We start from the raw sequence: 15667 nt of genomic DNA on the forward strand, positions 1-15667 counted from the left end.
CTGCCGGCCGGGGGGCGGTTTCCATGTACGGGGCGCACGGCTCACCCCCAGCCGTGCACGATCAGGGACAGCCCCGCCGCGAACCCGCCGCCCAGCACCGCCAGGTAGCGGCCGTACCGGCGGCGGTGGCGGCGCATCAGGAGGCCGAAGCCGGCGAACGCGAGGCCCACCGTCAGCGTGCGGGAGCCACGGGCCGTCGCCGAGGCCACGAGCCAGTCGGCGGCCGGAACCCCGGCGCGGCCCGCCTCGGCGCCGTACACCTTGAACGGGATGCCGTTCCACGGCTGGTGGCGCACGGCGGACGCACCCTCCAGGGCCAGTTCGTGCCGGACCTCCGCCCGCATCCGGTCCGTCGTCAGTGGCGCGGGCAGGTGAACGCCGGCCGAGGCCAGGTGGAGGGCCAGCAGGCCGCCCGCCAGGCTGCCCGCCAGCGCGCCCAGGGACATCCGCAGCGCCGCGCGCGGCACCGCCACGCAGACCACGCCCAGCAGCAGCTCCGGCATCAGCGGCCAGCTCAGCGCCTCCGCGAACGCCCAGCAGAACGCCAGCGGCACACCCAGGCGCGAGGTGACGACCGCCGCCACCCGGCGCCGTGTCGCGGAGTCCCTCAGCGGCTCGGCGAGCGCACGCGTGTGCAGGGCCACCACCGCGTCGCGGGCCTCCTCCGGGGAGACGGCCGACGGCAGGGGTTCGCCGATCGTCACCCGGACCAGCGACGAACGCAGCCGTCCGTGCTTGGGCAGCAGCCGGTCCGTCCCCGCGATCCCCACCGGTACGACCGGTACGCCGGCCTCCTCGGCCAGGACGAGCGCGCCCCGGTGGAAGGTGCCCAGCGTGCCGTCCTCCGCCCGGGTGCCCTCGGGGAACAGCACGACCGCCCGGCCCGCCCGCAGTTCACCGGCCATCGTGAGCAGGTCCTCCATCCCGCCGCCGCCTCGCCGCACCGGGAAGCCGGCCGCCAGCCTGCGGCAGATCCGGCGCCGCCACGGGGAGGCGAACCAGTAGTCGGCCGCCGCCCCGATCGCCGGGCTGTGCCGGGCGTCGAGCGCCGCGAGGAGGGCCGCGGTGTCCGCGTGCGAGGCGTGGTTGGCGACCACGACACAGCCGCCGCGCGGCAGCCGGCCGCGCCGCTCGACTCCGCCGGTGAGGCTGAGCACGCCCCACCACAGCCCGCGCCGGAGCGCGGCGGCGACCCGGGAGCGGCGGGGGAGCACGGCTCGGGCCGGGATGCTCAGGAGGGTGCTCATCACGTCATCACCATCGCCAGGAGAAGGGCCACCAGCAGGGAGTCGATCCGGTCGAGCAGGCCGCCGAAGCCGGGCAGCCAGCTGCCCGCGTCCTTCACGCCCGACTCGCGCTTGACCATGGACTCGATCAGATCGCCGAGCACACAGCCGCCGGCCACCGCCGCCCACAGGGGGAGGCTGAACGCGCCGAGCACGAGCAGGAGTCCGGCCGTCGCGGCGGCCGCGCCGAGGACGCCCGCCCAGGTCTTGTTGGGGGAGAGCGGCGACAGCGGCCGGGCGAGCGGACCCCGCCGGCCCAGCGCCGTACCACCGCACCAGGCGCCCACATCGCCGAGCGCCACCGCGAGGCCCACCGCGACACCCGTCTCGCCGAGCGTCACCAGGCCCGTCAGCGCGACGGGGATCCAGAGCAGCCCGAACGCCGTGCGGGCGGTCCGGGTGAAGCCCGAGCGGTCGTCACCGGCCAGTACGGACGGCAGCGCGGCCGCGACCAGCAGCAGTGCCGCCATCCGCAGGTCCAGGACGTCCGGAGCCAGCCAGGCCAGCGCCGGGAGGACGACAGCGGCCGCCGCCAGGACCAGATGGTCGCCGCGCCGCAGCCCCGCCATCCGGACGAACTCGCTCGCCGCGATCACCCCGAGCCCCGCGGCCAGCGCGTACGTACCCCCGCCGCCCAGGAAGTACGCCCCCAGGAACACCGGCGCGACCAGCGCCCAGGTCCGCCACCGCCTGCGCAGTTCGGCCCGCATCCGCACCTTCGAGGGGAGCACCGCGACGGCTACCCCGCCCGCCCCCAGCACACCCGCGACCAGCGGCACCGCCCGCGCGGCCGCCTCCTCGGCGATCAGTACGGCGCTCATGCCAGCTCCCTCCACAGCCCCGCCAGCCGGAGCGCCGCCGTGAGCAGCGAGCCGGCGGCGATCACGATCAGTACGGGGACGGTCCAGCCGCTCGCCGCGGCGACCACGACCAGCAGGCAGCGCTCGGTCTTGCCGACCGGACCGCCGTTGCGCCGCGGCGCCCCGGCCGCGGCGCCGGCCAGCGACACCCAGGACGGCAGCGTCGCCGCGAGCGCGGCGACGGCCACCAGCCACAGGGGCGCGAGCGCCAGGAAGCCCGCCAGTACGACCAGGTCCGCGACCCGGTCGCCGAGCTCGTTCAGTACCGCTCCGCGCCGGGTCGTGCGGCCCGTGTCGCGGGCCAGCGCCCCGTCCAGGTTGGCGAAGGCGAGCCGGGCCGCGAGCAGTACGGCGACCGGCAGCGCGGCGGGGCCGGCGGGCAGCCAGGCCAGTGCGGCGGCGGCACCGGCGGCGGCGACCACGCCGGCGGCGGTGAGGGTGTCGGGTGACACCTCGCGGCGGACCAGCGTGGCGCGGACACCGGAGAGCCGGTCCGCGTACCAGGGCTTGAGAGCGTAGAGGCCGTTCATGGGACCAACTCTCGTCCGCCGCACAGCTTTTCGACACGGTCCGGGTACTCACCTGCCGGCTGAGTACCCGGTGGGGAGGTGCCTGGGAGGCTGGGCGGCATGAGTGATCCGATCCTGCGCACCGCGCACACCTGCCGGCTGGCCCCGGCCGCACTCGACGAGATCCACGCCTTCCTGGACACCGCGTTCGCGGGCACGTTCGGCGAGGACGACTGGGACCACACGCTCGGCGGCATCCACGCGTACGTACGCGACGCGCGTGGGCTGCTCGCGCACGGCAGCGTCGTGCAGCGGCGGGTGGTCCACGCGGGCCGCTCCCGCAGAGTCGGCTACGTCGAAGGCGTCGCCGTCCGGGCCGACCGGCGGCGGGAGGGGCTCGGCGGGCGGGTGATGGCCGCGCTGGAGGAGGTCGTCGACGGGGCCTACGCCTTCGGGGCCCTGTCCGCGTCGGACGGTGTGGCCCGGGCGGATCGCCGTGCAGGGGCCGCACGGGGTGGAGCGGCTGCCGGACGAGGAGGGCAGCACGTACGTCCGGGGGGCCGGGGGCGCCGCGGTTCCGTCGGGCGGGACGCCCGCGGCGGAGGTGCTGGTCTTCGACTGGCGGGACGGGGACGTGCTGTGAGGGTCCGCGTCGTCAGCCGCCGGACGGGCTCTCCGCTCCGGTACGGATCAGGATCTTGCCGGTGTTCTCGCCCCGCAGCATGCCCAGGAAGCCGTCCACGGTCCGCTCGAAGCCGTCGACGACCGTGACGTCGGGAGCGATCCGGCCGCTCCGCAGATGCGGGACCAGAAGATCCTCCAACTCGCCTTGTGTGTCCGTGTAGTTGCGGACCAGCACACCTTCGAGGCGCAGGCTCTTCCCCACCACGTCGTAGAGGTTGCGCGGAGCGGCCGGAGGCCGGCCCGCGGAGTGGTACTGGGCGATCGCGCCGACCCAGGCGATCCGGCCATGGTCGCGGAGTGCGGAGATCGCACCCTCCAGATGGTCCCCGCCCACGTTGTCGACGACGGCGTCGATCCCGTCCGGTGCCGCCTTCGCCAGCAGCTCGCCGACCGGGCCGTCGTGGTAGTCGAAGGCCGCGTCGAAACCGAGTTCACCGGTCAGCCGTGCGACCTTCGCGGCCGAGCCCGCGCTGCCGACGATCCGTCCGGCGCCGAGGAGCCGGGCGATCCGGCCCACCGCCGTTCCGACCCCGCCCGCGGCGGCGGAGACGAACAGGTCCTGGCCCGCCCTGAACTCCAGTGTGCGGGTGAGCGCCACATAGGCGGTCAGGCCCGTGCCGCCGAGGATGGAGAGATGGGCGGTCAGGGGCACCCCTTCGTACGAGCGGAGCTTGCGGGTGCCGTGGACACCGGCCGTGACCAGGGCGTGGGTGCGCCAGCCGTGCCGGTGGAAGACCAGGTCGCCCTCGGCGAGGGCGGGGTCGCGGGAGTCGATGACCCGGCCGATCGCGCGGCCCTCCAACGGGGTGTTCAGTTCCCAGCCGCCGTCCATCTCCTCGCGGTGGTACGGGTCCACGGAGAGGTAGAGGTTCTCCACCAGGGCCTCGCCCGGGCCGGGGACGGGGACCGGGGCCTCGGTCAGGGAGAAGAGACCGGGAGTGGGGAATCCCGTGGGGCGGGCGGTCAGGTGGAAGGCGAGGGCCGTGCGTGTCGTCGTCATGGCAGTGACCGTAGGAAGGAATCGATAGGCCCGGCAGAGGGTTGCGTCGATGGAAAGACCGTTTCCATGAACGCCGTTCATGGAAACGGGAACGGGGAACGAGGGGGATCCACACCATGACCGATCTGAGCCCGCACGAACTGCGGATCATCGTCGCGGTCGAGAGCGCCGGCAGTTTCTCCGGTGCCGCGGTGGCGCTGGACATGACCCAGTCGGCCGTCTCCCACGCGATCCGGACCAGCGAGGGCAGGATCGGGGCGGTCCTCTTCGACCGCGGCCGGAAGGGCGCCCGGCCCACCGCGGCGGGTGCGAGCGCCGTCGCGCACGCCCGGCGCGTGCTGCGACTGCTGGAGGTCATGGGCTCCGAGGCACGAGCGGCGGCGGCCGTACCCGGGGGCGGGGGCGTGCCGGCCGGGCCGCTGCGGATCGCGGCCTTCCGCAGCGCCGCTCTCCATCTGCTGCCACCCGCCCTGGAACGACTCCGGGCCCGCCACCCGGGGATCGAGCCGAGGGTGCGGGTGGTCCGGGAAGTGGGACGGGGGACCGCGGGCGAGGTTCTGGACGGCCGTGCGGACCTGGGGATCGCGACGATCGGCGCCAGTTCCCCCGTACCGGAGGAACTGGTCGGGGGAGTGCTGCGGGAGGAGGCGTACGCGCTGGTGCACCCGGCCGGTCATCCGGCGCCGCGGACGCTCCCGCTGCTCGACTGGGCGGAGAGCTGCACCTCGTACACCCGCGAATGGTGGGCCGCCCAGGACTGGATTCCCCCGGCGACGGTGGAGGCGGAGGACGACGGAGCGGTGCTCTCGATGGTGGCCCGTGGTCTCGGCATGGCGATCATGCCCGAACTGTCCCTGGAAGGAGCACCGGACACGGTCGCGATCGCTGCTCTCGGGCCGGAGCGGCCGACGCGTTCAGTGGGCTACGTCACCACCCCTGAGCTGGGACGATCGCTCGCCGTCCGGGCGCTCATCAGGGAGCTGAGAGTGAGCGGGGGGTGAGCCGGCGTAAACCTCCGTCTCAGATAGTAGGAAGTCCGAGTAATTGTGGAGACAGACCGGCACGGCTGCCTTAGCTTTGTAGAAGCCGAACGTCTCGCTAGATCAAGCGACTGGCGGTCGTGAGCGTGCGCCCCGAAGCAGGCAACCCCTGCGGCGCCTGCTCCCCGCCCCTTCCGGCACCTCGAAATCCCTGATCTCGACATCACGTTCACGATTTTTCGATCTCGAAATCCTCGCGATCTCAAGGAGTCGATCCACCATGGCCGAGACCACTGTCCGCCGCCGCGTCCGTCACACCCACCGCCCGACCGAGTCCGAGCGGCAGAATGCCGCCGCCGCCCTGCAGCGCGCGCTCGACCGCAGGGACAACGGCGGCTCCACCGGTCACTGAACCGGACAGCCCTTCGGCGCGGCCTCTCAGCCGCGGCTGATCTCGAAGTGGTCGATGCGCTCCCCGGACTCGGCGAGCGCGGTGACCTTCATGCGCGCGTTCCGTCCGGGCTCCACCTCCACCGCGAGGAACGAGAACCCGGTGTAGCGCACCCGGGACCATTCCACGCTCTCGACGGCCTTACCGCCGCCCTTGACCACGTGGTACGTGTCCACGCTCTCCCGGTCCGCGACATGCCCCTCGTAGCTGTCCGGCGCCGGGAAGTTGTACAGCGCCTTGCCCGCGCCGCCCGCCGTGACGTACACGATGCCGTCCCGCGTCGGGTCGGTGCGCTCGCCGATCGGCACCTTGCGCTGCACCGCGTTCTTCAGGATCGCGTCGGTGCGCTCGTAGACGTGGTTGTGCCCGTTGATGACCAGGTCCACCTGGTGCTTCTCGAAGAGCGGCACCCAGGCGTCGCGCACCCCGCCGTCCGAGGCGTGTGCGTTGGTCGTGGAGAAGGCGCAGTGGTGGAAGAAGACGACCAGGAAGTCGATGTCGTGGCGGGCCCGCAGCTCACCCAGGCGCCGGTCCAGCCAGCGCGTCTGCTTGCCGCCGCTGATGCCGAAGTTGGCGGGGATCTCGTACGACACGTCATTGGCGTCGAGCGCGATCACGCCGACATTGCCGTGCACGAAGGAGTACGCCCCGGGCTGGTTGACCGGGTCCGGGCCGTTGTCCGGCAGGGTCCAGCGGGCGTTCTGGCCGCCGTAGCCGTCGGGCGAGTACCAGGCCTCCATGTCGTGGTTGCCGGTCGTCACCATCCACGGCACGGTCTTGGAGACCGTCTCCGTCTGCGCCAGGAACTGGTCCCAGGTGCGCGCGTCGTACGTGTCGCTGCTCTGGCCGGAGCCCGAGGGGTCGGCGTAGCAGATGTCGCCCGCGTGCAGGTGGAAGGCGGGGTTCTGGCCCAGGATCAGCTGGTCGTTGCCGAGCGCGTGGTAGCTGACGCCCTGGTCGCCGAAGGCGGTGAAGGTGAACGTCCCGGCGCGCGAGGGCGCCGTGGTGAAGGTGCCGAGCGTGCCCAGGTTGCGGGTGTCGGCCGGGTCGAAGCCGTCGTGGCCGACGCCGTAGTAGTACGTCGTGCCGGGCTTGAGGCGCTCCAGGGCCGCGTGCACGTAGTACTGCTCGGCGGCCGCGATCTTGCCGTCGTTCAGCAGCGGCGTGGTGAGGTGGCGCACCTCGGCGTCGATCTTCCGGCTCAGCGCCCACGGCTTCAGGCCGATCCGGATGTACGGGCGGCGCACCGCGAAGGGGACCTGCCAGGAGACCGCCATCTGCGTCTTCGGGTCGGCGCCGTACGCCAGGTGCCGGCCGAACGGCGCGACCAGCGAGCCGTCCACCCGGGTGGTGCTGTGCGAGGTGAGGACCGCGGGAGTGGCGTAGGCGGGCGAGGCGGCCAGCGAGGTGCCGAGGCCGGCGCCTGCGACGGCGGCTGTCGCCACGCTCGTACGCAGCACACCGCGTCGGGTCAGCCGGGTCCGCAGGTAGTCGTGCTGCTCGGCCATGCTCATGCGGTCGGCGAGCTTCTCGGGGATGCCGAAGCGGGGGATGTCCATGGGCGACAACCTCCACCCGTTCCCTGACGGCACTCCGTCGAGTAGGTGAACGGTACACGTACAGCTGCCCATGTGTCCGCATAGTGGACGTGACGTGTCATGGGGTGGGACGCGCAGTATCGTGCCGGACATGGCTTCCAGCATCAATCTCGCAGTGATCCCCGGTGACGGTATCGGCCAGGAGGTCGTGGCCCAGGGCCTCAAGGTCCTCAACGCTGTTCTCCCGCAGGACGTGAAGCTGGAGACCAAGGAGTACGACCTTGGTGCCCAGCGCTGGCACCGCACCGGCGAAACCCTCCCGGACGCGGAGCTGGAGGCCCTCAAGGGGCACGACGCCATCCTGCTCGGCGCGATCGGCGACCCGTCCGTGCCCTCCGGCGTGCTGGAGCGCGGGCTCCTGCTGAAGCTGCGGTTCGCCTTCGACCACTTCATCAACCTGCGGCCGTCGAAGCTGTTCCCGAACACGGCGACCCCGCTGGCCGGCCGTCCGGACATCGACTTCGTCGTCGTCCGCGAGGGCACCGAGGGCCCGTACACCGGCAACGGCGGTTCGCTGCGCACCGGCACGGAGCACGAGGTCGCCACCGAGGTCAGCCTCAACACGGCCTTCGGCGTCGAGCGCGTCGTCCGCGACGCCTTCGAGCGGGCCGCCGCCCGCCCGCGCAAGAAGCTGACGCTGGTCCACAAGAACAACGTCCTCGTCTACGCGGGCCACCTGTGGAAGAACACCTTCGACAAGGTCGCGGCCGAGTACCCCCAGGTCACCACCGACTACCTGCACGTCGACGCCGCGACGATCTTCTTCGTCACCCAGCCGGAGCGCTTCGACGTCATCGTCACCGACAACCTCTTCGGTGACATCCTCACCGACCTCGCCGCGGCCGTCTCCGGCGGCATCGGCCTGGCCGCCTCCGGCAACATCAACCCGACGGGTGCCTTCCCGTCGATGTTCGAGCCGGTCCACGGCTCGGCCCCCGACATCGCGGGCCAGGGCAAGGCCGACCCGACCGCCACGATCCTCTCCGTCGCCCTCCTGCTGCGCCACCTCGGCTACGAGGCCGAGGCCGTGCGCATCGAGGACGCAGTCTCCGCCGACCTCGCGGAGCGCGACGGGACCGCCCGCAGCACCGACGAGATCGGCGACGCCCTCGCGGTACGCGTAGCGGGCTGATCCGACGACTCCCTTACGAAGCCGCCGGGTCGCACACGCACCCGGCGGCTTCTCCTGTGCGGCCCCGGGTGTCACCATCGAACCCTGGACCGCATTCACGTCATTTCGTGCACAGCCACCCGCGAGAGATAATCGAACGGGACCGTGGCTTGCCACGAAGCTCGGACGTCCTAGCACCTGTCCGACAGGAGCTGGCGTGGGCGTGGTCCTACACACACAAAACCGGTGAAGGACAAGCACTCATGACGACGCCCACGATCGAGCTCAAGCCCTCCTCGAACCCGCTGTCCGATGCGGAGCGCGAGGCGATCCTGGTCAAGCCCGGATTCGGCCGCTACTTCACCGACCACATGGTGACGATCAAGTGGACCGACGGCCGCGGCTGGCACGACGCCCAGCTCGTCCCGTACGCGCCGCTGTCGATCGACCCCGCCAATATGACGCTGCACTACGGCCAGGAGATCTTCGAAGGCCTGAAGGCCTACCGCCAGCCCGACGGCACCGTCGCCACCTTCCGCCCCGAAGCCAACGCCGAGCGCTTCCAGTCGTCCGCCCGCCGGCTCGCGATGCCCGAGCTGCCCGTCGAGACGTTCGTCGCGGCCTGTGACGCGCTCGTCCAGCAGGACGCGGCCTGGGTCCCCGCCCACGGCGGCGAGGAGTCGCTCTACCTGCGCCCGTTCATGATCGCCACCGAGGTCGGTCTCGGGGTGCGGCCGTCCAACGAGTACCTCTTCCTGGTGATCGCCTCGCCGGCCGGCGCCTACTTCCCCGGCGGTGTGAAGCCCGTCTCCATCTGGCTCTCCGAGGACCGCGTCCGCGCCGTCCCGGGCGGCATGGGCGACGCCAAGACCGGCGGCAACTACGCCGCGTCCCTCCTCGCCCAGGCCGAGGCCGCGGCCAAGGGCTGCGACCAGGTGGCCTACCTCGACGCCGTCGAGCACAAGTGGGTCGAGGAACTCGGCGGGATGAACCTGTACTTCGTGTACGGGAACAAGATCGTCACCCCGGCGCTGACCGGTTCCCTGCTCGCGGGCATCACCCGTGACTCGCTCCTCAGGCTCGCCGCGGACCTCGGCTACGAGCCCGAGGAGAACCGCGTCTCCATCGACCAGTGGCGCGACGACACCGCGAACGGCACCCTGACCGAGGTCTTCGCCTGCGGTACCGCCGCCGTCATCACCCCGGTCGGCACCGTGAAGAGCGCGAGCGGCGAATGGACCCAGGGCGACGGCACGCCCGGCCCGGTCACCCTCAAGCTGCGCGAGCGCCTGCTGGACATCCAGCGCGGCACCGCCGAGGACACCCACGGCTGGATGCACCCGCTCGGCTAGCCGAGCCGGTCACCCGTAGCAGAAAAGGCCGCGCCCCCGGGGGGCGCGGCCTTTCTGCTCTCCAGGATTTGGAGCGATGCTCGAACCTACCTGCTAAGGGTTTCATTTTCTCCAGCCTGCTGGTTAGAGTGCTGCTCTAACCAGGAGGTGCGACGACGTGCGACTGACGCCGACCGAACGTGACAGGCTGCTGCTCTTCGGCGCCGCCGAGCTGGCCCGGGCCCGCCGGGCCCGCGGACTGAAGCTCAACGTCCCCGAGGCCACCGCCCTGATCGCGGACACCGTCTGCGAGGCGGCCCGCGACGGGCGCCGGCTCGCCGAGGCGATCGAGGCCGCGCGCCGGGTGCTGGGCCCGGACGACGTGCTGCCCGGGGTCGCCGATGTCGTCACCGAGGTCCATGTGGAGGCCGTCTTCGACGACGGTTCGCGGCTCGCCGTGGTCGCGCGGCCGCTGGGCGAGGGCCTCGGCGACGAGGCGCCCGGCGCCGTCGTCCCCGGACCGGCGGCGCCCGAGCCGGAGCCCGCGCTGCGGCTGACCGTCCACAACACCGCGACCGTCCCGGTCTCCGTCACCTCGCACTTCCACTTCTTCGAGGCCAATCCGCGGCTCGACTTCGACCGCGCGGCGGCGTACGGGATGCGTCTGGCCGTGCCCGCGGGATCCTCGGTCCGTTTCGGACCGGGAGAGCGCGTCGGGGTGGGGCTGGTGCCCATCGGCGGCGAGCGCGTCGCGATCGGGTTCGCCGGGCTGGTCGACGGCCCCCTCGACGCGCCCGGCGCCCGCGAGGAGGCGCTGCGGCGCGCCGTGGCCTGCGGCTACCTGGGGGCCGCGCGATGAGCATCGACCCGTACGAGTACGCCTCCGTGCACGGCCCGCGCGCCGGTGACCGGGTCAGGCTCGGCGACTCCGGGCTGACCGTCAGGGTCGAGTCCGACGCCCAGAAGCCCGGCGACGAGTTCCTCGCCGGATTCGGCAAGACCGCCCGCGACGGCCTCCACCTCAAGGCCGCCGCCGTCCGGGAGACCTGCGACGTCGTGATCAGCAACGTGCTGGTCATCGACGCCGTGCAGGGCATCCGGAAGGTGTCCATCGGCATCCGCGAGGGCCGGATCTCCTCGATCGGCAGGGCCGGGAACCCGGACACCCTCGACGGGGTGGACGTCGTCGTCGGCACCGGTACGTCCATCGTGTCCGGCGAGGGCATGATCGCCACGGCCGGCGCCGTCGACACCCATGTCCATCTGCTCTCGCCGCGCATCATGGAGGCCTCGCTCGCCTCCGGCGTCACCACGGTCATCGGCCAGGAGTTCGGCCCGGTCTGGGGTGTCGGCGTCAACTCGCCGTGGGCCCTGCGCCACGCCTTCAACGCCTTCGACGCCTGGCCGGTCAACATCGGCTTCCTGGGCCGCGGCTCCTCCTCCCACCGGGCGCCGCTCGTCGAGGCGCTCGCCGAGGGCGGGGCCTGCGGGTTCAAGGTCCACGAGGACATGGGAGCCCACACCCGCGCCCTGGACACCGCGCTGCGCGTCGCCGAGGAGTACGACGTCCAGGTGGCCCTGCACAGCGACGGGCTGAACGAGTGCCTGTCGGTCGAGGACACCCTGCGCGTCCTGGAGGGCCGGACCATCCACGCCTTCCACATCGAGGGCTGCGGCGGCGGCCACGTACCCAACGTCCTGAAGATGGCGGGCGTGCCGAACGTCATCGGCTCCTCCACCAACCCCACCCTGCCCTTCGGCCGGGACGCGGTCGCCGAGCACTACGGGATGATCGTCTCCGTTCACGACCTGAAGACGGACCTGCCCGGCGACGCCGCCATGGCCCGCGACCGGATCAGGGCCGGGACGATGGGGGCCGAGGACGTGCTGCACGACCTCGGCGCCATCGGGATCACCTCGTCCGACGCCCAGGGCATGGGCCGGGCCGGTGAGACGGTCCGCCGCACCTTCGCCATGGCCGGGAAGATGAAGGCCGAGCTCGGCCCGATGGAGGGCGACGGGCCGGGCGACGACAACGCCCGGGTGCTGCGCTACATCGCCAAGCTCACCATCAACCCGGCCATCGCCCACGGCCTCGCGCACGAGATCGGCTCCATCGAGACCGGGAAGCTGGCCGACATCGTGCTGTGGCGGCCCGAGTTCTTCGGCGCGAAACCGCAACTGGTCCTGAAGTCCGGCTTCCCCGCCTACGGCGTCACCGGCGACCCCAACGCCGCCACGGACACCTGCGAACCCCTCGTCCTCGGACCGCAGTTCGGCGCGTACGGGGCGACCGCCGCCGATCTCTCGGTCGCCTTCGTCTCGCAGGCCGCCACCCAGCTGGGAGCGGACGCCATGCCGACGCGCAGACGACGTGTCGGCGTCCGGGGCACACGCGGCATCGGCCCCGCCGACCTGCGCCTCAACTCCCGTACCGGAACGGTCGACGTGGACGGACGCAGCGGTCTGGTCACCCTGGACGGAGACCCGCTCAGTTCCGAACCCGCCGACTCGGTCTCCCTCAACCGGCTCTACTTCCTGTAAGGACCCCCGCTCCGTGACCTTCCGCATGCCCCCCGAATGGGCCCCGCACGAACGCACCTGGATGGCCTGGCCCGGCCCCAACCCCACCTTCGCCTCCGCCGCCGAACTCGACGAGGCCCGCCGCGCCTGGGCCGCCGTCGCCCACGCCGTGCGCCGCTTCGAACCCGTCACGATGGTCGTCGGCCCCGGCCAGGAGGCCGGCGCCCGCGCCCTGCTCGGCCCGGACATCGAGCTGGCGGTGCGCCCGCTCGACGATGCCTGGATGCGCGACATCGGCCCCACCTTCGTCACCGACGGCGATGAACTGGCGGCCGTCGACTGGACGTTCAACGGCTGGGGAGCCCAGGGCTGGGCCCGCTGGGAGCACGACCGCCACATCGCGCGCTCCGTCGCCGAGCTCGCCGGGGCCCCCGTGCACGGCTCGCCCCTGGTCAACGAGGGCGGCGCGATCCACGTCGACGGCGAGGGCACCGTCCTGCTCACGGAGACCGTCCAGCTCGGCAAGGAACGCAACCCCGGCCGCACCCGCGAGGAGGTCGAGGCCGAGATCCACGCCCGCCTGGGCACCGAGAAGGCCATCTGGCTGCCCCGGGGGCTGTCCGGCGACTACGGCACGTACGGCACACTCGGCCATGTCGACATCGTCGCCGCCTTCGCCCGGCCCGGCACGGTCGTCGCCCACGTCCAGCCGGACCCGGCCCACCCGGACCACGGGATCACCCGGGAGACCGTCCGCATCCTGCGCGCCGCCACCGACGCGAAGGGGCGGCCGCTGGAGGTCGTGGAGGTCCTGGCGCCCACCGTGCTGCGGGCCGGCGGGGAATGGGTCGACTACTCCTACATCAACCACTACCTCTGCAACGGCGGCGTCGTCCTCTGCGCCTTCGGCGACCCGCGCGACGAGCTCGCCGCCGGGATTTTCCGCCGGCTCTTCCCCGGCCGTACGGTGACACTCGTCGACGCCCGCGCGATCTTCGCCGGGGGCGGCGGCATCCACTGCATCACCCAGCAGCAGCCGAAGGTCTGAACCGTGCCCACCGCCCCGCGCCGCCGCAACACCGCCCCGCCCCGCGAGGACGTGCTCGCCGCCGTCATGGCCACCGTCGCCGGACGCGGCCTCGACGGCCTCACGATGGCCGGGCTCGGCCGTGAGGTCGGCATGAGCAGCGGTCACCTCCTCTACTACTTCCGTACTAAGGACGAACTGCTGCTCCAGACCCTGGAGTGGAGCGAGAACCGGCTCGGGGCCGAGCGGCGCCGGCTGCTGTCCGGGCCCGGGACGGTCCGGGAGCGGCTCGACGCGTACATCGGCCTCTACCTCCCCGACGGCCACCGCGACCCGCACTGGACGCTCTGGCTGGAGGTCTGGAACCGCTCGCGCGACGCCGACGACGACGCGCGGGCCCGGCAGGCCGCCATCGAGGGTGCCTGGCACCGTGACCTGGTGGCACTGCTCGCCGAGGGAGGGTCGTGCGGGGAGCTGCGCCGGGTCGACGCCGAACGCGTCGCCACGCGGCTGCGCGCCCTCCTCGACGGCTTCAGCGTCCATGTGGCGGTCGGCCTTCCCGGCACCGGCCGGGACCGGGCCCTGGCCCGCGTGGCCGAGTTCGTCGAGGAGACGCTGGCCGCCGGAGGCCCACTCACCCGGTCGTGAACGAAACGCACGTAAGTACGCGCGATCGTTGCGCCCTGCACCCTTGTTGGACTTCCACCGGTTCGGGCACGGTGCCAACCATGGGACGAGAGCAGTGGAAGAAAATCTGGGTCGGCTCCGCCGGCAACATGGTCGAGTGGTTCGACTGGTTCGTGTACGCGACCTTCGCGGTGTACTTCGCGGACTCGTTCTTCCCCGAGGGCAACGAGACCGCCAACCTCATGAACACGATGGGCATCTTCGCCGTCGGCTTCTTCATGCGGCCGGTCGGCGGCTGGCTGCTCGGCCGGATCGGTGACCGCAGGGGCCGCAAGGCCGCGCTCACCCTGACCGTCACCCTCATGTCGGCCTCCGCGGTCCTCATCGCGATCGCGCCGACCTACGACGTCGCCGGGTACGGCGGCGTCGCCGTGCTGATGGTGGCCCGGCTGCTCCAGGGGCTCTCCGTCGGCGGTGAGTACGCGGCCAGCGCCACGTACCTCACCGAGGCGTCCGCACCCGAGAAGCGCGGCTTCGCCTCCAGCTTCCAGTACGTGTCCATGACCGCCGGGCAGCTCGTGGGCCTCGGCCTCCAGATCCTCCTGCAACGGAACATGTCCGAGGCGGCGCTGCACAGCTGGGGCTGGCGCATCCCGTTCGTCGTCGGCGCGCTCGGCGCGGGCATCGTCTTCTACCTGCGCCGCTCCATGCTGGAGACCGAGGTGTACGCCGACTCCGGCGCCGCCGAGCAGCAGGACCGCGGCACGCTGAAGGTGCTGTGGCAGCACCGGCGCGAGGCGTTCCTGGTGATGGCGCTGACCATGGGCGGCACCGTCGCCTACTACACGTACACGACCTATCTCACGAAGTTCCTCTCCAAGAGCGCCGGCATGGAGAAGTCCACCGCCTCGCTCGTCAGCTTCTGCGCGCTGTTCGTCTTCATGTGCGTCCAGCCGCTGGCCGGCATGCTGTCCGACCGGATCGGCCGTCGTCCGCTGCTGATCACGTTCGCCGTCGGCTCGACCTTCCTGACCGTGCCGATCATGACGATGCTCAAGCACGCCGACACCTTCTGGCCGGCCCTCGGACTCGCGCTCCTCGCGCTGCTCGTGATCACCGGCTACACCTCGATCAACGCCTGCGTGAAGGCCGAGCTCTTCCCGACCGGCATCCGCGCCCTGGGCGTCGGTCTCTCGTACGCCGTCGCCAACGCGCTCTTCGGCGGCACCGCCGAATACGTGGCGCTGTGGTTCAAGAACGCCGGTGCCGAGTCCGGCTTCTACTGGTACGTGGCCGGCTGCGCCGCGGTCTCCCTGGTCGTCTACCTGACCATGCGGGAGACCCGCGACATCGACCTGAACCGGGTCGCCGCGGGGCAGACGGGGGAGCAGGCCCGGCCTGCCGGAGCGACGAGCGTCACGCCCGCATCCTGAGACGGGGCGGGGCACGGAGGCGGTCCTGTGCCAGACTGCTTCCGTGTCCTCGTTCGTCATGATTATTGGCAACAGGCGCGCCGGTCCGCAGTGATCGTCCCGTACCACCACGTACGGCGCGGCCACCGTGCCCCAGACCCGCGCGCAGACCTCTCGCACCCGCGAGAGGTTTTTTGTTTTCCGGCCCTCACCACCGGCCGGGGCGAGGCGCGCGGGATGATGGGGGCAAGTGGAGTCAGATCGTCCG

14 protein-coding genes and 1 pseudogene are annotated in these 15667 nt (G+C 72.1%); 10 read left to right on the forward strand and 5 right to left on the reverse strand.

Annotated features, from left to right (window positions below):
- Positions 1 to 41: 41 nt before the first annotated feature.
- Genes ACGFZA_RS05620 through ACGFZA_RS05630 form a run of 3 tightly spaced genes read right to left on the reverse strand, consistent with a single transcriptional unit; the run spans position 42 to position 2676 of the window.
- Complete coding sequence (locus tag ACGFZA_RS05620; protein WP_385284088.1) at positions 42 to 1247, reverse strand: lysophospholipid acyltransferase family protein; 1206 nt, start codon at positions 1245 to 1247, stop codon at positions 42 to 44.
- Positions 1247 to 2107, reverse strand: coding sequence for a phosphatidate cytidylyltransferase (locus ACGFZA_RS05625; protein WP_393677318.1), 861 nt, complete (start codon positions 2105 to 2107; stop codon positions 1247 to 1249). The genes ACGFZA_RS05620 and ACGFZA_RS05625 overlap by 1 nt, the downstream gene beginning before the upstream one ends.
- Complete coding sequence (locus tag ACGFZA_RS05630) at positions 2104 to 2676, reverse strand: CDP-alcohol phosphatidyltransferase family protein (RefSeq protein WP_393677321.1); 573 nt, start codon at positions 2674 to 2676, stop codon at positions 2104 to 2106. The genes ACGFZA_RS05625 and ACGFZA_RS05630 overlap by 4 nt, the downstream gene beginning before the upstream one ends.
- Positions 2677 to 2775: 99 nt before the next feature.
- Between ACGFZA_RS05630 and ACGFZA_RS05635 the strand changes: the two are divergent.
- Positions 2776 to 3298: pseudogene (locus ACGFZA_RS05635) on the forward strand (GNAT family N-acetyltransferase).
- A 12-nt stretch (positions 3299 to 3310) separates the two neighbouring features.
- Here the strand turns inward: ACGFZA_RS05635 and ACGFZA_RS05640 are convergent.
- Positions 3311 to 4339: an NADP-dependent oxidoreductase gene (locus tag ACGFZA_RS05640; protein ID WP_393677323.1), complete on the reverse strand. Its 1029-nt coding sequence runs from the start codon at positions 4337 to 4339 to the stop codon at positions 3311 to 3313.
- A 116-nt stretch (positions 4340 to 4455) separates the two neighbouring features.
- Between ACGFZA_RS05640 and ACGFZA_RS05645 the strand changes: the two genes are divergently transcribed.
- Positions 4456 to 5340 carry a LysR family transcriptional regulator gene (locus ACGFZA_RS05645; RefSeq protein ID WP_385284073.1) on the forward strand — a complete coding sequence of 295 codons (885 nt, stop codon included), beginning with the start codon at positions 4456 to 4458 and terminating at the stop codon, positions 5338 to 5340.
- Between the two features lie 259 nt (positions 5341 to 5599).
- The gene (locus ACGFZA_RS05650) at positions 5600 to 5731 is read left to right on the forward strand and encodes a hypothetical protein (protein WP_261991728.1); all 132 of its coding nucleotides are present in this window, start codon (positions 5600 to 5602) and stop codon (positions 5729 to 5731) included.
- A 26-nt stretch (positions 5732 to 5757) separates the two neighbouring features.
- Here ACGFZA_RS05650 and ACGFZA_RS05655 read toward each other — a convergent pair whose 3' ends face one another.
- Positions 5758 to 7329: a purple acid phosphatase family protein gene (locus tag ACGFZA_RS05655; RefSeq protein WP_385284067.1), complete on the reverse strand. Its 1572-nt coding sequence runs from the start codon at positions 7327 to 7329 to the stop codon at positions 5758 to 5760.
- Between the two features lie 130 nt (positions 7330 to 7459).
- Here ACGFZA_RS05655 and ACGFZA_RS05660 point away from each other — a divergent pair, with 130 nt between their 5' ends.
- The 7 genes from ACGFZA_RS05660 to ACGFZA_RS05690 all read left to right on the forward strand — a co-directional run bounded on the left by ACGFZA_RS05660 (position 7460) and on the right by ACGFZA_RS05690 (position 15420).
- The gene (locus ACGFZA_RS05660) at positions 7460 to 8500 is read left to right on the forward strand and encodes a 3-isopropylmalate dehydrogenase (protein WP_385284064.1); all 1041 of its coding nucleotides are present in this window, start codon (positions 7460 to 7462) and stop codon (positions 8498 to 8500) included.
- A gap of 242 nt (positions 8501 to 8742) precedes the next feature.
- Entirely contained in the window at positions 8743 to 9831 is a 1089-nt protein-coding gene (locus ACGFZA_RS05665; RefSeq protein ID WP_385284061.1) for a branched-chain amino acid aminotransferase, read from the forward strand.
- A gap of 157 nt (positions 9832 to 9988) precedes the next feature.
- Positions 9989 to 10669 (forward strand): urease subunit gamma, encoded by a 681-nt coding sequence (ureA, locus tag ACGFZA_RS05670; RefSeq protein ID WP_393677328.1) that lies wholly within the window; start codon positions 9989 to 9991, stop codon positions 10667 to 10669.
- The gene (locus tag ACGFZA_RS05675; protein ID WP_385284055.1) at positions 10666 to 12354 is read left to right on the forward strand and encodes an urease subunit alpha; all 1689 of its coding nucleotides are present in this window, start codon (positions 10666 to 10668) and stop codon (positions 12352 to 12354) included. The genes ureA and ACGFZA_RS05675 overlap by 4 nt, the downstream gene beginning before the upstream one ends.
- 25 nt (positions 12355 to 12379) lie before the next feature.
- Positions 12380 to 13381 (forward strand): agmatine/peptidylarginine deiminase, encoded by a 1002-nt coding sequence (locus ACGFZA_RS05680; protein ID WP_393677654.1) that lies wholly within the window; start codon positions 12380 to 12382, stop codon positions 13379 to 13381.
- Between the two features lie 3 nt (positions 13382 to 13384).
- A complete protein-coding gene (locus tag ACGFZA_RS05685; protein WP_385284052.1) occupies positions 13385 to 14008 on the forward strand; it encodes a TetR/AcrR family transcriptional regulator in 624 nt (207 codons plus the stop codon).
- A gap of 80 nt (positions 14009 to 14088) precedes the next feature.
- On the forward strand, positions 14089 to 15420 hold the full coding sequence (locus ACGFZA_RS05690; RefSeq protein WP_385284049.1) for an MFS transporter: 1332 nt from the start codon (positions 14089 to 14091) through the stop codon (positions 15418 to 15420).
- Positions 15421 to 15667: the final 247 nt, after the last annotated feature.

The sequence above is a fragment of the Streptomyces sp. NPDC048211 genome (assembly GCF_043202315.1).
Classification (GTDB): Bacteria; Actinomycetota; Actinomycetes; order Streptomycetales; family Streptomycetaceae; genus Streptomyces.